Raw genomic sequence first — 15,350 nt, 5'->3', positions numbered from 1 at the left:
AATACGAGCCGGGCAAACGATTATTGCGTTACGACGTGGCAAAACCTATAGCAGCAATCGCGAATGCAACGAAGCGGCTACCTGGTTTCCCAACTTTAAATCCAAGGTCAGGTTCGGGCGAGGCAGATAGGGTGTGCGGCCTTATTTTGCCTCAGATACGCACGACTTGTCTTGAAAGATAATATCTATTTGCGAGCACGCCAGTTAAGCCTGTACGCCGTGGCAAAATCCAGCCGCACACCCTATTGCCTCGCCCGAACCTGACCTTGGCACAACAGTTCTTTTTTGTTACATTTCATTATCTATCCTTTCTTTCATGCAACCTGTCACCGGTACTCCTACTCTAGCCCATGAGTTGAAAAACATTAAAGGCGACGTACTCTCCGACGACTACTCACTCGGGATGTACTCCACCGATGCAAGCTTTTATCAGATCAAGCCGTTGGTCGTCGTCATACCTCACGATGAAGACGACGTGAGACTGGCCGTTTGGGTTGCCCATAAGAACAAGGTGAAGATACTACCGCGCGGAGCCGGTACCAGTCTAGCAGGGCAAACTGTTGGTGAAGCGATCGTCATCGACTTCTCGAAATATATGAACCAGATACTAGAGTTCAATGAAAAGGAACGGTGGGTAAGTGTACAGCCAGGTATTGTGCGCGATGAGCTGAACGAGGAGATGGCAAAGTATGGTTTGCATTTCGCGCCGGATCCGGCTACGTCCAGCAGGGCCAACGTTGGTGGGATGGTAGGAAATAATTCGTCTGGGACGAAGAGTATACTGTATGGTAAGACTGTCGATCATATCCTTGAGGCCAACGTGTTGTTGGCGGATGGAACAGAACTTCAGCTCAAAGAACTTTCACAGCAGGAATTCAATCAAAAGGCTCACCAACAGAACCGAGAGGGCACAATCTACAGTGGAGTAAAAGGTATCATTGAACAAAACCGTGAAGGGATCAAACAACGCTTCCCGAAAGTGATGAGGCGCGTCGGTGGTTATAACCTTGATGAGTTTGTTTATACCGATCGCTGGAACCTGTCCAAGCTGATCACTGGCAGTGAAGGGACGCTGGCGGTTAGCTTGAGTTTAAAAATCAATCTTGAGCCGCTGCCGAAATTCAAATCGGTGGTTGTCGTACACTTTGCTGAACTATTGGAAGCTATCAGGGCCGTTGAGCCGATGCTTCCTTATAAGCCTTCAGCCATTGAGATCCTCGACAGAACGGTGTTGCAACAGAGTGCCGAGAACCTCACTACCAAACACCTTTGCTATTTCATTGATGGTGATCCGGCCGCCATATTGATTGTCGAGTTTTATGGCGATACGTACAACTCGGTTATTGATCGTCCGAAGGAGATGATCAAAACACTGCAAAGCCAACGGATGGGCTACGCCTATCCCCTCTTTCCCGGAGGCAAAGAGTACGAAGATGTGTGGGCACTTCGCAAGAAAGGATTCGGGTTAATGCTGGGTATCAAGGGTGATAAGAAGGCGCTGAGCTTCATAGAAGATTCGGCCATACCGACGAAAGTATTGCCCGAGTATATCGACCAGGTTCTGAAGATCTGCGCTAAGCACAACACTGAAGTGGCAATGTATGCGCATGCGAGCGTGGGCGTGATACACGTTCAGCCGTTGCTCGACCTGCGGCAGAAACAGGATATCACCAACCTGAAGAACATCACCGACGAGACGTTTGAACTTGTGATGAAATACGGAGGATCGTGGAGCGGCGAACATGGTGATGGCCTCGTGAGAAGCGCATACAACAAACGCTTCTTTGGAGACCAGTTGTATCAGGCTTTCATAGATGTAAAGAAGTTGTTCGACCCTCAGAATATCATGAATCCGGGAAAGATCGTTGAGGCCCAAACGATCGAACACAATCTTCGCTACGGCACTGCTTACCACGACGATGAAGTCCAAACAACTTACAAGTACCGGACCGAGAACAGCTTCAAAGAACACGTTCACATGTGTACGAGTGTTGGTGAATGCAGAAAGATGCTTGGAGGAACGATGTGTCCGAGTTTCAAGGCCACGCGTGATGAAGAACATTCTACGCGCGGAAGGGCCAATGCATTGCGTATGGCACTCTCTGGACAACTCGATAAACAGGGTTTAACCAGCGAACGATTGCACCAGGTAATGGATCTCTGCTTATCGTGTAAGGCCTGTAAGTCGGAATGTCCCAGCAACGTGGACATGGCGAAAATGAAAGCCGACGTATCGCAGATTTATTATGACAAGCACGGCACAACCTTGCGAGACCGGCTGATCCGTGATTCATCCGAAGCGGCCGCGCGCCTATCCGGAGCGTTGTCGGGTGTTGTGAATCTTGTCCAGAAAACCTCACTGTTCCGCTATGCGATGGAGAAGCTTGCCGGCTTTGATCGTCGCAGAACGCTGCCCGAATATGCAGGAGAACCGTTTTACAAATGGTTTGAAAGGAAGGGAAACAATAGATACAGGAATGCAGAGCGGAAGGTAGTGCTGTTCGCCGATACATATCTGAATTTTCACGAACCGAATATTGGCATCAGCGCAATGCGATTACTGAACGAGTGTGGCTATGAAGTTATACTTGCGAACGTAGGTTGTTGTCAGCGGCCAAAGATCTCACACGGTTTCCTCAGGGAAGCCAAAGAAGAGGGCACGAAGACTGTAGCTGGTTTGCGGAAGTACATTGATCAGGGTCTCACCATTGTTGTATGTGAACCCAGTTGTGCCTCAGCGTTGAACGATGATCTTCCCGATCTTATCGAAGACGAACCGCTTGGCGTAAAGCTCAAAGAAAACGTGATGATGATCGACAAGTTCATCGAGCGTGAGATAGCCGCAGGAAGAATAAATATTAACCTTGTATCAGTGGCTGGCGACATTCTGATTCATGGACATTGTCATCAGAAGGCGCTGTATGGCACGCAGTCCATGAAGTCATCGTTTAGTAAGGGTAGCCAGACCGTTGCCGAGATTCCTTCCGGATGCTGTGGCATGGCAGGATCATTCGGATACGAAAAAGAACACTACGCGTTGTCTCAGAAGATTGGAGAGAACGTATTATTCCCTGCGGTGAAGTCCATGAAGGACGGAACCACGTTAGTGGCCAATGGATTCAGTTGTCGTCATCAGATCACGCACTTCACAGGAGTAAAGCCCAGGCACTGGGTGGAAGTAGTGAGCGCTAAACCACGGGCATGAACTGGGCGCAAAGTATAGATCCGCTGAACAACCTGGCGCTGTCTGCATTGGTCGCGGCCTTGCCTGTGGTCCTCATTTTCTGGTTACTGATCAGAAAGGTGAAAGGCTACATCGCAGGATTGCTCACCATGTCACTCGCCATCCTGCTGACCTTCGTCGTTTACGGTATGCCCCTGAAACTTGCGTTGTTATCCGCGTTGCATGGCGCATTGTATGGATTGTTTCCAATATGCTGGGTAATTATCGGCGCGGTGTTTCTTTTTAACGTCACTGTCAGGAGCGGCCAGTTCGAGATTATCAAAACGTTTATGGCGTCGATCACTCCGGACCGGAGATTACAGGCCTTGCTCATTGCCTTTTCATTCGGTGCCTTTCTTGAAGGGGCTGCGGGGTTTGGTGCTCCTGTGGCTATATCGGCGGCCATGCTTGTGGGGCTGGGGTTCAATCCGCTTTACGCCGCGGGCATCTGCCTCATTGCGAATACCGCGCCCGTTGCATTCGGATCTGTCGGAACGCCCATCATCATAGCCTCCCGGATTTCGGATATTCCGGAGATGGCCATCTCACAGATGGTTGGCCGCACACTTCCTATATTGTCGCTCATGGTGCCTTGTTACCTTGTGGTGCTCATGGCCGGCTTTAAGAAGTCCATGGAGGTGCTGCCGGCCATTATTGTCTCAGGCGTATCCTTTGCATTCTTCCAATGGCTTTCATCCAACTATATGGGTCCAATGCTACCAGACGTTCTGGCGGGACTTGCCTCCATACTTTGCATGATGGTGTTGCTAAAATACTGGAAGCCAAAATCCATCTGGCGCTTCACTGAGGAGCCGGCTCAAACCATCGACACGGGAGTAGTGTATTCAAACGCGCAGATACTTCGTGCCTGGTCGCCATTCATTATCATGACCGCATTCATCATTGCCTGGGGATTTCAGCCCGTGAAAGATGCGTTGAATGCGATCGGCATTCTCAAGTTCGACATCCCGGGACTCAACAACTCAATCATCAAGTCAGATGGAAGTCCGCTTGTGATCAAACCGTTTGAGTTCAATTATCTTTCAGCACCAGGCACCGCTTTGCTGATTGCCACGCTCATCTCCATACCCCTCGTGGGAATGTCGTATAGCGAAGGCGTTAGAACTTACTGGTCGACGCTTAAGCAGTTGAAGTTTCCTATCATCACAATTGTGTCGGTGGTGGGCTTTGCTTTTGTCGCCAACAACTCGGGCATGTCCATCACGATGGCAGTAGCGCTTGCGGGCACGGGAGTTTTGTTTCCCTTCTTCTCCCCTATCCTTGGATGGCTTGGTGTATTTCTGACGGGATCCGATACTTCGTCGAACGCACTGTTCTGTAAGCTTCAGGCTACGTCAGCTGAAACTCTTGGCGTTGATCCTGTAGTCACCGTAAGCGCGAACGCATCGGGTGGTGTGACGGGGAAGATGATTTCACCTCAGTCGATCGCGATAGGTGCGGCGGCAGTGGGACTCGTGGGAAAGGAATCGGACCTGTTCAGGTTCACGCTGAAGCACAGCTTTGTGATGTTGATTGCGATATGCCTTATCACGTGCGCGCAGGCGTATGTGGTGACGTGGATTATTCCGGAGTATGAGAGAGTGGCATCAATAGATATGAAGAATGCTTTGCTTACGTTGTTATGTGCGGGGCTACGATAAGGATACGCGCGTTGCAGGTGGTGTACGGGCTGCGGCGATGTGCGTTTAGTGATGGGTAGATGCTGTGGATACGGAACCGCGAAATGTTAAACTCTGAATGTAAAATGTAAAAGTAACTTCTGTCTGACCGTAAGTGTAGCTTCCGTCTGAAAGTTGGACAGGTAAACCAGGACTAAATTTAACTATGAGTTCACTTATTGCCATTCGCGACAACCTGAAAGAAACCTACAAAGACATCTATACAACTGAGGCCCTGGCTGCACTGACGGCACTCGTTCATTTCAATGACGAAATCAAGTCGGCGATGGCGGCGCGATACAAGCGAAGAGCAGAGCGGCAACAACAAAAGCAGCGTATCACTTTTCCAGACCCGGAAACTATAATCCCGCGTACCAATATCAAGGTAAAAGATGCAAGGGAGGGCAAGTTCGAGGGCTCGGAAATTCCGAAAGACCTGCAACGACAGTGGATACAGGGAACCGGCCCGGCTGCAAAGCCCAACGCTGCACTGGATAGTTCTATCCGTAACGTAGCCTATGCGTTGCTCTCGGGCGCCGACGGATGGATGTTCGATGGAGAGGACGCACTCGGACAAATAGATTCTATGTCGCTCGACAATCAGCGCAATCTCAAACTCGCCATTCATAAAGATCCTGGGTTTATGAAAGCGGCCGAAAAGGTGGCGGGTGAGATGAACGCCTGGGCCAAGGAGTTCCTGGGCCGCGAGATCATATCCGACTGGAAAGAGCAACTCAACTTTACGACGAAAATATTTCGTGCACGCGGACTGCACCTCGACGATCGTCATATTCGCGATCAACACGGTGTGGCCATGGCCGCGTCTATCGTCGATATGACGTTGTATGTGGTAAACAACTATCGGGCACTTCAACAGGCGGGTTCATCCGTTGTTCTGTATCTGCCTAAGATCCAGACCGCGGGAGAAGCCGCACTTTGGAATGACATGCTAAGCGCACTTGAAAATCATCTGGGACTGGAGCGCGGTACTATCAAAGTTTATGTGCTTGTAGAGCAACTTGAAGAGACATTTCAGCTGATTGAAATTCGTGCTGCCCTCGGAAAACACTTCGTTGGATTCAATACAGGGCGATGGGACTATATTAATAGTGTAGCCGATGCGTTGTCGTGGGACAAGACGTTCATCAATCCTAATATCGAAAGTATTTTGATGACCTATGGTTACATGCGCAACTATGAGGATCGCGTGAGGCGCGCCGTGAATACGCCTGACATCAATGGCAACTATGCGCTGTGGCAAGGCGGCATGGAACCGAATATACCTGTTGGATCAAAGGAGGGTGTTTCTGCGAGCATGGCAAAAGCTGTGGCCGGCGCTGAACGCGAACAACGCGACGGAGCAAGCGGCAAATGGGTAGCGCACTGGAAGATGGTCAACATTGTAAGACCTGTTTGGGAAAAGGCTGGTGAGCCGAACCAGCTGGGAAGAAAGTTTCCTCCACTAACATATTCAACTCAAGACGCTGATGGGTTGCTATTGCTGGAGCCGGCACCAATTACCATTCGTGGTGCGCGCAATCTGTTAAGCGTTGCCCTGCAATATGGCAACGCTTTTCTTCAGGGCATGCAGGCTGCCGCATTAAAGCCTGCAGACTTTTTTGGCAACGACGATATCTTATACCTGATGGAAGACATGGCCACGGGTGAAATCCGGTTGAGCATTCTTTGGGAGTGGGTGCACAAAGGTGCCAGGCTCACTGACGACGATGTGGAGAGTGGAGTTAGGTCCGGCGATCTCTTCGATGCAGTGCTGTTCAGGAAATTACTCCGGGAAGAATATAAGAAGCTTCTCGATGCAAAGAGCAAAGACGTGCATGATGGATCGAAGACGACGACATTACCTATCTCCAGGGAGATTGCTCAAACTTATGTGCTTGATCCCGTGAAGGCACCGTGGTTTATTGACTTGCTGAATATTTGTCTCAATGTCAACGACGTCACAATAGCATCGAGAAGAATCAGCATGTTTATGGATCGGTTTAAGAAGGATGGGACGAGAGTAACGGAGAACCTGGATTTTAGCAGTTGAACGTGCTGTGAGCTGTTTATAAGGTTTACGAGAAAGGCTGCGACGTTGAGCTTTCGGATGGGATGGCCTGATTTCGGAGAGGCTCACCTCATTACTTCGAATCGAACAGCACGCGAAGCTCCAACGATGATACCGTTTCGCACCGAGATGCTGAACGGCAGGGACGTCTGACGATAATGCAGCAACAAAGCTGAATCCTTGTGCTGTGTTTTAAGCATTTGCTGATCGTACAGGCAGTTCCATCTGTTGTGCAGACTTTCCTTTTCGATTGTCTGCTGCCAGGTTTCTCTGCATTCATCGAACGATACGCCGATGAGCAGGATGTGACTTTTTTCCAGGTCAGACAGCATGTCCAGAAGCTTCTTGTACTCGTCAATGCTTTCCTGGTTATCGGACGACCAGAAGGCGATGATCAATCCATTGCTGTTCATTTCATCGCTTACGACATCGCGGGGCGTGAGTACATCGAACAGCCTACAATAGAAAGGTTGATCCAACAATCGAAACTTAGTGTTAATCAGGCCGGCGTGCACGTTTGTGGATTGCTCTACCGTTGTAGCCTGGCAGAACGAACTGATGACCGGCAATAAAACAACAATGAGTGTAAAGAACGCCTTAGCGACGAAAGGGATCTCCGATAGTGTGTATACTTTTTCGCCTGAAACGCGGACGTAACTCCTAATGCGGTCCTTGATGAAACGCAGTTCTGGCTGAGCATCCGTGGAGTGCATGTGGCGCATACGTTGCGCAAATATGGAGGCGGAATGTAGTGGTTGGACTTTGTTTAAGGAGAATTCCTTGAAATATACCCTCTATTGGTGAGGACATCGCCTTCAAAGGGTATGCAATATGCTAGCACAGTGTGTGGGGGCCGAATACAATGCAGGGTCGGGAGGAATGGGAGTTTTAGAGTTTTTGGGAGGTGCGTTGATTTGAAAGGGCCTTACGTTTTGCTATGGTTTTATTTTGATGGCTTGGCATTAATAGCCGCGTTAATTCCGAGGCAGCGCGGAGCGCCGCAGGAACGGGAGACTGCGGCTTTGCTTTCCCACACTTTAAATTCACAGGACGAGCTGGCCTCTGAACAATCCAAATAAGAGTGCGCGACGGAGGACAAGATCTCCAGTCGCGGCACTCATCTGTCGGAACCCAAACTAATAGCCTGTATTTTGTTCCAGCCCCGGATTCAGGTCGCGTTCATCCTGGGGAATAGGGAAGTAAAGATTCTTTGGCTCGATATAATTCTCCTTGCCTGCGAGGTCGTGAACATATTCTTTGACCTTACCCCAGCGCCGAAGGTCGAAGAAGCGATGGCCCTCACCAAAGAATTCAACTCTGCGTTCCTGCATGATTGCGTCACGAAATGATTGTTGGGTGAGTCCTGAAATATCGTCAAGGCCGGCGCGATGGCGTACCTGGTTGAGGAACGGTTCTGCGGTTGCTGTATGATTCAACTCGTTCAGCGCTTCAGCGTAGATCAGCAATACTTCGGCGTAACGGATAATTGGCATGTTGCGCTCGGCATCGACGGGGCCTTCAGTAGATACTGGCGGATCACCGACAATGTATTTAGCAAGACTCAGTCCCGTCTGACTCCATTTCGGGTCGTAGGCAATCTTGTTGTAGACCGATCCTGCTTCGAACAGGTTTACAGCCCTCCTCTTGTCATTTGCTTCGTAAATATTTTTTGAGTTGGCGGCCGGCACAACGATACCCCAGGCGCCAGACGCAACGTATGAGCTACCTGACGGTCCGCTGTATGACGGAACCCAGTTACCCTCGTTGTTGCCCCAGCCACCGGTGCCCGCGACGAACTGCACTTCAAACACTGACTCCACACCATTCTCGTACTGCGTTTGATAGTTCCTGATGTAGTCATCATGCAACTTGTAAACGCCAAGGTCGATCACCTCTTTTGCCTTGTCTGCAGCCTGCTGAAATTTCGACTGGTACAGATACGTACGACTGAGGAAAGCCTTTGCTGCACCTTTAGTTGCACGTCCTTCTTCGCCCGGAATTGAAACCGGCAAGGCCTCTGCATCGTGAAAATCCTGTTCGATCTGCGCCCAGATCTCCGACTGAGGTTGACGTGTAACGGTAAAGATGTCGGCGTTGTCGACTTCGTGTATCATCAGTGGCGCATCTCCCCAAATCGTAACGATGTTAAAGTACGATACACCGCGAAGAAATTTTGCTTCGTTCAGCAGGCGTTGTTTAAGCGTTTCATCCATGTTGATGGAAGGCACATGATCGAGTACGGCGTTGGCACGCGCAACGCCTGCCCACCACGCACGCCAGGCGCGCTTCACCTGAGTGTTGGATGCATTGACAGTAAAATTATCGTGGGGCACGAACCACTCGCCGTCGAAGCAGGTCATGTCATCGCCTGCGATGTCGCCAAACATGAGGCCACCGAGGCGGTATCCCATGTCCGTTTGCAAGGCGTCGTATATTGAGTTGACTGCAAGGATAGCGTCCTGGTCGGTCTTCCAGAAACTTTCGGTCGTGATCTGGTTCTGTGGCGGACGAACCAGGAACTCATCGCTGCACCTGATGGTGACGAAGAGGAAGACCGATGCGATCAGAAATATTCTTTTCATGTGATGTGTATTATAATTTAAGCAGCAGAAATCTCCTGCACATCTTCGTCTCTGACGATTGTACAGGCGGCTTCATCATGTTATATCGTTTCTATTACAAGCATGTTATTGAGTTTCGTCACAAGCATGTGATCGCGATTGATTACAAGTATGGTATTGCAATTGACTGCGAATATGTATGGCGTTTCGGTTACAAACATTTATTGCGCTGGATTACAAACCAATGTTCAGCCCTCCCAGGAACGTAATGCTGTTCGGATAAATCGTATTGTCGATACCATAGCTTGTGTTGTTTTGTGTCGCTGTACCGATGTCGGGATTGTAACCAGAATAGCCGGTGATCGTCCAGAGATTCTGAGCCGCGATGTAAACCTTTACGTTTGAAAGCTTTAACCGCTGACTCAACGGCCGGGGTAGCGTGTAACCCAGCTGTATGTTCTTTAGACGGAGATATGCACCATCTTCAAGATATCTGTCTGATGCGCGGTCGTTGTTGTTGGGATCGGTGGCAATTGCGCGAGGGTAATTGTTATCCGGATTTGATTCTGTCCAGCGATTTACCATAGCTGCTGCTTTATTCTCTCCGTCTGTACTGGACTCAAGAATGTAGCGGTTCACGTTCATGATCATGTTCCCATGAACGCCCTGGAACAACACATCAAGATTGAAGCCCTTATACTCGAAGTTGCCGCTGAAGCCATATGAAAAGTCGGGCAGCGGACTACCCAGAAATGTGCGGTCGGCATCAGTGATGATATTGTTGCCGTCGAGGTCCTTGTATCTGATGTCGCCAGGTGCAGTGCCTCCGCTCTGATAGAACACATTGGCTTCGGGCGTGAGTGCATTGGCTGCATCCACTTCTGCCTGGTTATGGAAGATGCCGTCGGTTACGTAACCATAGAACTCGCCGATCGAGTGACCCTCCCTTGTTCGTGTGAGGTTGCCAGGGTCCGTATTGCCTACACCGCCTCCGACAATATCTTCATCCAGTTTTATGACGCGATTACGGAAGGTCGTCATGTTCGCGCCAATGCTGTAGGCAAATCCGTTGTCGGTTCTGTTCTGGTATCCCAGAGCGAACTCGAAGCCTTTGTTTTCAACGGTTGCGCTATTGACCGGCTGACTTGTGCTATTTTCGTAATACGCATCACTCACCATACCTGCATAGATCGGAATGAGCTTCTGCGTGATCATGTTCTCGTAACGCTTCACGAAGTAATCCGCTGTCACATTCAATCGATTGTTAAACAAGCCAAGATCGATGCCTATATCTGTTTGTGTTACCGTCTCCCACTTCAGGCTTGAGTTCGGAACGCGGTTGCCCATCATGCCATTCACCACCTTATGACCAAAGTTGTACTTGTACCCCGACGCTATGGTGGCATACTCAGAACCTATACCCAAACTACCATCGATTCCCACCTGGCCCCAGCTTGCGCGCAGCTTCAGGTCGTCGATTACATTGCTGGCCTTAAGAAAGTTTTCTTCCGATATGCGCCAGCCGGCTGAGAAGGAAGGAAAGACGGCATACTTGTTTTCAGACGTGAATACAGACGACCCATCACGTCTTACGTTAGCCGTAAGCAGGTACTTGTCTTTGAAAGAGTAGTTCACGCGACCGAGGAATGAAGTATAGCTCGTCTGACTTGTTCCACCGCCGGCAAGACGGTTCGGATCAGGCTGACCCGCATCAACAGTTTTCAATTCATTGGTAAGGTGAAAAAAGGACGTTGCCGACACATACTCGCTCGAAGAGAGTTGCGCCGTATATCCCGCCAACACTTCGACCATATGATGGCCAAAAGTATTCTTATAAGTAAGCGTGTTCTCTGCGAGCAGGTTTGCAAGCGTGCTCTTTGTTGAAGTCGCCTCAGCCTTGGCGTTGCTGAGAGCGCCTTCCACGTAAGTAGACCGGAACCTGTCGAAGTTGGTCAGGATATAATCAACGCCGAGACTTGTCTGAAAGGTAAGCGTCTTGTGAAGCGATACTTCTGCACTGAGGTTCTCAAGAGCGCGGATGCGTTCATTGGGCTCGTAGTTCAGCGTCGCCAGCATAACCGGGTTATTAATGAGACCAACGAATGGGGTATCCGACGCATCAGGTCCTGCCCAGCTACCATCATCATTGTATATGCCGAGTGTTGGAGACCGGCGCAGCGCCTGCGCGACAATACCCGCGTAACGATCGCCGTTGTTATTCGTAAGGGATTGGTTGTACGACCGACTGAGCGCAAGACTGTTTTTCAGTTTAAGCCATTTCGTGACCTTATTGTCGAGGTTCAGTTTAAGTGAATAGCGATCGAAGGTTGAACCGATGATAATACCGTCCTGCTTCATGTAACCGGCAGAAATGTAATACTGGTTGTTTTCGCTTCCGCCAGACAACGAGAGCTGATAGTTCTGCATCGGTGCAGTGCGAAAGATGGCATCCTGCCAGTCGGTACCTTTGCCCAGTGAGGCAGGATCCGAGAACTTAGGGTTCTGTGCCAGTCCTGCAGCGGCGCGGGCATCGTTGCTGTAGGAGGCATATTCAGATGCATCCATAACATCGAGCTTCTTCGCGACATGTTGTACGCCGTAGTAGGTATCGAAGGTCAGCCTTGGCGCTCCGGTCTTTCCGCGTTTGGTGGTAATAATTACGACACCATTGCCGGCGCGTGCACCATAGATAGCCGATGCTGAAGCATCCTTCAGCACGCTGATGGATTCAATGTCAGACATATTGAGTGTAGCCAGCGGGTTGTTTGCAGACTCCCGGTAGCCATAGCTCGACGACGCGTTATAGGTGATGATCACTCCATCGATAACATATAACGGTTCGCTTACGCCAAGTCCGCCGATACCGCGAACACGCATAGATAATCCTCCTCCCGGCTCGCCCGAATTAGAAGTAACGTATACTCCCGACATCCGTCCCTGCAACGCCTGGTCTACACTCGGTACGGCAGACTCCACGAGCTTCTCCCCTTTTATGGATCCTACTGCACCAGTTACGTCCTTGTGTTCCTGCACGCCATAACCAACGACGACAACTTCGTTCAGCGTCATAATGTCCGCGTTCATCACCACGTTCACCGTCGTCTTATTCTCCAGGGCAACCTCCACGGTATTGTATCCGATAAACGAGAACACAAGGATATGTTGTCCCTCAGGAAGACTTAATGTATACTTTCCATTGCTGTCGGTAGTTGTGCCAGTCGTTGTGCCTTTCAGAAGCACGTTTACGCCCGGGAGTGCCACACCATCGTCGGCAGTGACTGTCCCCGATACGATAACATCTGCGGATGAACGCATGGCAACGGGCAATCCCGAAGTGCGGGTATCATAACCGTTACTCATACCACCCACCATCGCAGGCGGCAGACCTAGTGAGGCGCTTTCGGAATTGCCCGACCTGCCTTTGGCAAGGATGAGATAGTTGAACGAGTCTATCTTCTGAAACGTCATCTGGAAGTTGGTCAGCAGCCGCGCCAAAACCTTTTCCAGTTTCTCCGTTTTGCTCCAGGTGAATTTGTCCTTCACATAAACCCCGTACAGAGCGTCATCGTCGTAATTGAAGCTAACGTGATAGGATTTCTCCAGGGAAGTGAGAACTTCCTTGAGGGCGGTACCCACCGCTTCTGTCGCGGACGTATGGGCGGGTGCGGATCTGGCACTGGCGAACTGACCGTTACTCCGGTGTGGCCAGAAGGCCGCCAGCAGCGTTATCACGAACAGCCATCGCGTACCTTTTTGTAAAAACTTTTTCATACTTTTGAAACAGGTATTTTAATTAAACAAGGCCCAGACGGCATCTTCATTGCAGTGAAGGCTGTTTGGGTTTTTCTTTTTTGCTTTGGATAGTGACGACGTTGCCGGACCTGCTGACGTCCAGATCAAATACGATTGAAAGCTTTTCAAACAACTCTTCAACGTTCTCGCTGGAGCACGTTCCCGTAAAATTCCGTTGATTCAATGCCGCGTCGTCGAGTACAACCTTGTAACCGTAGTTATCTTCGAGCAGCTGTGCGATTTCCTTCAATGACTTGCGCGAAAACACGAGGCGATTGTTGCGCCATGCGGAGTAATTATCCGTATCCACGTTTCTCTTTATTGCCGCCTCGTGTGTACCTGAGAATTCAACCAGCTCTCCCGGCTTCATAACAACCGGTGCTCCATTCATATCAAGTTTTACTTTCCCTTCCTGCAGCACCACCTGCGTTTTGCCGCGTCTGCTGTTGACATTAAACTTTGTACCGAGCACCTCAACATCCAGCTCCTCCGTGTGCACGACGAAGTTGCTTTCGTCGGACTGATGCGTTACAGCAAAGAACCCCTCTCCTTTCAGTGCAACGGTCCTCCTATGCCTTAGGAAGTCGCCCGCACGGTAGCGCAGCTCTGAGTTGGAATTAAGAGTCACCTTCGTGCTGTCGGGAAGAAAGAGCGCACGTGACTCGCCAAATGTCGTTCTGATGGTGATCGTATGGATGTAGCGGTAATAGCCAACGAAGGTCAATGCCAACAGCAATAAAGCAGCGGCAATCCTGTAGTATATACGAAAGCTAAACTTGCTTTCAGCCATAGGAAGATCGGCCTTCCCAGCGGCCTGATTTATACGGTCCCAAAGTTCGACAACCTTTCCCTCCGGAAGCTCGTCTTCACTGAAGTCCAGCTGCAACACAATCTGCCTTGCTTCGTCAACCCGTGCAGTACACGCAGGGTGCCTGGAAAGGAATGCCGTCCAAAAGGCAATATGTTGCGGCTCCGGCGACTTAACCCACTTGATGAAGTAGGGATCGGCAACAAAATCCTCTACCTGATATTTTGAATAATCCGTTGTCAAAACGATATAATGAGTGCGTGAATAATGATAAGAGCACATCTTCGTCCATTTTTCCCGGCCGATACACAAATATTTTATTATGTCTTATAAACAGACACCATTCACACTATTTGAATGCAAGCGTTTGCGAAATCGAAAGCTATTTCTAATATTTGAAAACGATCACATCTCTTAGCATTGAGTCAATCTCTCGACATACCTCAACCCAACCAGGACTTTTCCCATCTGCACGAAGCTGAAGTCTGGAAGGATCTTAAGGCGGGGAACAAGAATGCCTTTTCCTTTTTTTACACGAGGTATCTGAAAGTGCTCTACAATTATGGAATGAAAGTGCGTCGTGATTCAGCACTTATCGAAGATTGTATTCAGGATCTCTTCGCAGGCATCTGGAACTCACATGAAAGACTTGGAGATGTTACCAACGTCAAGTCGTATCTTTTTAAATCGCTGAGAACAAAGATCATTTATAAACTTTCGCTGCTATCGCGAACCCCGATGAAAGACATCGAGAGTTTCAGTTTCTCTCTATCCCATACGGCACACTACATTACGCAGCGGGAGAATGCAGACGTGAGCGAAAAGATCCGTCAGTTTATTGATACGCTCTCGCCCAAGCAAAAGGAAGCGATTTTCCTTATCTACTATGAGGAGTTATCTTACGAAGAAGCGGCAACGATCATGGACCTCAAAGTGAAGACGGTTTATAATCTTGTCCACCTTGCCATCGCTAACCTTCGGCAGAACAAGGGAAGGATTGCTCCATCGGTTTTGTTCAGCTTTCTTTAAAGAGATTGGATTGGAAATTGGATCTCGTCGGGAAAGAATTTCGTTCGTGCATTTCGTGCGATGATTGATTTGCCCTTCGACATAAAATTATCTGTCGCACGATTTCTGCTCTTCTTCATTCGTTGCTATTGATCTGAGATGCCTACGGCATCGAATACATTCGTTGCTATTGATCTGAGATGCCCACGGC

The 15,350-nt window shown here is 49.5% G+C and carries 8 protein-coding genes; 4 read left to right on the top strand and 4 right to left on the bottom strand.

Features of this window, described 5'->3' with window-relative positions:
• Positions 1–316: 316 nt before the first annotated feature.
• From WBG78_RS07570 to WBG78_RS07560, 3 genes are all read left to right on the top strand, one after another.
• Positions 317–3,205: an FAD-binding and (Fe-S)-binding domain-containing protein gene (locus tag WBG78_RS07570; RefSeq protein ID WP_337325793.1), complete on the top strand. Its 2,889-nt coding sequence runs from the start codon at positions 317–319 to the stop codon at positions 3,203–3,205.
• Positions 3,202–4,884, top strand: a complete 1,683-nt coding sequence (locus WBG78_RS07565; protein WP_337325792.1) for an L-lactate permease — start codon at positions 3,202–3,204, stop codon at positions 4,882–4,884. The genes WBG78_RS07570 and WBG78_RS07565 overlap by 4 nt, the downstream gene beginning before the upstream one ends.
• Positions 4,885–5,068: 184 nt before the next feature.
• Entirely contained in the window at positions 5,069–6,952 is a 1,884-nt protein-coding gene (locus WBG78_RS07560; protein WP_337325791.1) for a malate synthase, read from the top strand.
• A gap of 83 nt (positions 6,953–7,035) precedes the next feature.
• Here WBG78_RS07560 and WBG78_RS07555 read toward each other — a convergent pair whose 3' ends face one another.
• From WBG78_RS07555 to WBG78_RS07540, 4 genes are all read right to left on the bottom strand, one after another.
• Positions 7,036–7,683, bottom strand: coding sequence for a hypothetical protein (locus WBG78_RS07555; RefSeq protein WP_337325790.1), 648 nt, complete (start codon positions 7,681–7,683; stop codon positions 7,036–7,038).
• Positions 7,684–8,106: 423 nt separating this feature from the next.
• Positions 8,107–9,552: a RagB/SusD family nutrient uptake outer membrane protein gene (locus tag WBG78_RS07550; RefSeq protein ID WP_337325789.1), complete on the bottom strand. Its 1,446-nt coding sequence runs from the start codon at positions 9,550–9,552 to the stop codon at positions 8,107–8,109.
• 213 nt (positions 9,553–9,765) lie between these two features.
• Positions 9,766–13,302, bottom strand: coding sequence for a SusC/RagA family TonB-linked outer membrane protein (locus WBG78_RS07545; RefSeq protein ID WP_337325788.1), 3,537 nt, complete (start codon positions 13,300–13,302; stop codon positions 9,766–9,768).
• A gap of 46 nt (positions 13,303–13,348) precedes the next feature.
• Positions 13,349–14,413 (bottom strand): FecR family protein, encoded by a 1,065-nt coding sequence (locus WBG78_RS07540; protein WP_337325787.1) that lies wholly within the window; start codon positions 14,411–14,413, stop codon positions 13,349–13,351.
• Between the two features lie 138 nt (positions 14,414–14,551).
• Between WBG78_RS07540 and WBG78_RS07535 the strand changes: the two genes are divergently transcribed.
• Entirely contained in the window at positions 14,552–15,160 is a 609-nt protein-coding gene (locus WBG78_RS07535) for an RNA polymerase sigma factor (protein ID WP_337325786.1), read from the top strand.
• The last annotated feature ends 190 nt before the right edge of the window (positions 15,161–15,350 follow it).

This window comes from Chryseolinea sp. T2 (assembly GCF_037203685.1).
Lineage (GTDB): Bacteria > Bacteroidota > Bacteroidia > Cytophagales > Cyclobacteriaceae > Chryseolinea.
The sequence above is the reverse complement of the archived record's forward strand: the minus strand, read 5'-3'. Positions and strand labels throughout refer to the sequence as shown.

Excerpts from the sequence above, each read along its gene's own strand:
- WBG78_RS07570 (WP_337325793.1), top strand. The coding sequence starts at position 317 with ATGCAACCTGTCACCGGTACTCCTACTCTAGCCCATGAGTTGAAAAAC.
- WBG78_RS07565 (WP_337325792.1), top strand. The coding sequence starts at position 3,202 with ATGAACTGGGCGCAAAGTATAGATCCGCTGAACAACCTGGCGCTGTCT.
- WBG78_RS07560 (WP_337325791.1), top strand. The coding sequence starts at position 5,069 with ATGAGTTCACTTATTGCCATTCGCGACAACCTGAAAGAAACCTACAAA.
- WBG78_RS07555 (WP_337325790.1), bottom strand. The coding sequence starts at position 7,683 with ATGCACTCCACGGATGCTCAGCCAGAACTGCGTTTCATCAAGGACCGC.
- WBG78_RS07550 (WP_337325789.1), bottom strand. The coding sequence starts at position 9,552 with ATGAAAAGAATATTTCTGATCGCATCGGTCTTCCTCTTCGTCACCATC.
- WBG78_RS07545 (WP_337325788.1), bottom strand. The coding sequence starts at position 13,302 with ATGAAAAAGTTTTTACAAAAAGGTACGCGATGGCTGTTCGTGATAACG.
- WBG78_RS07540 (WP_337325787.1), bottom strand. The coding sequence starts at position 14,413 with ATGTGCTCTTATCATTATTCACGCACTCATTATATCGTTTTGACAACG.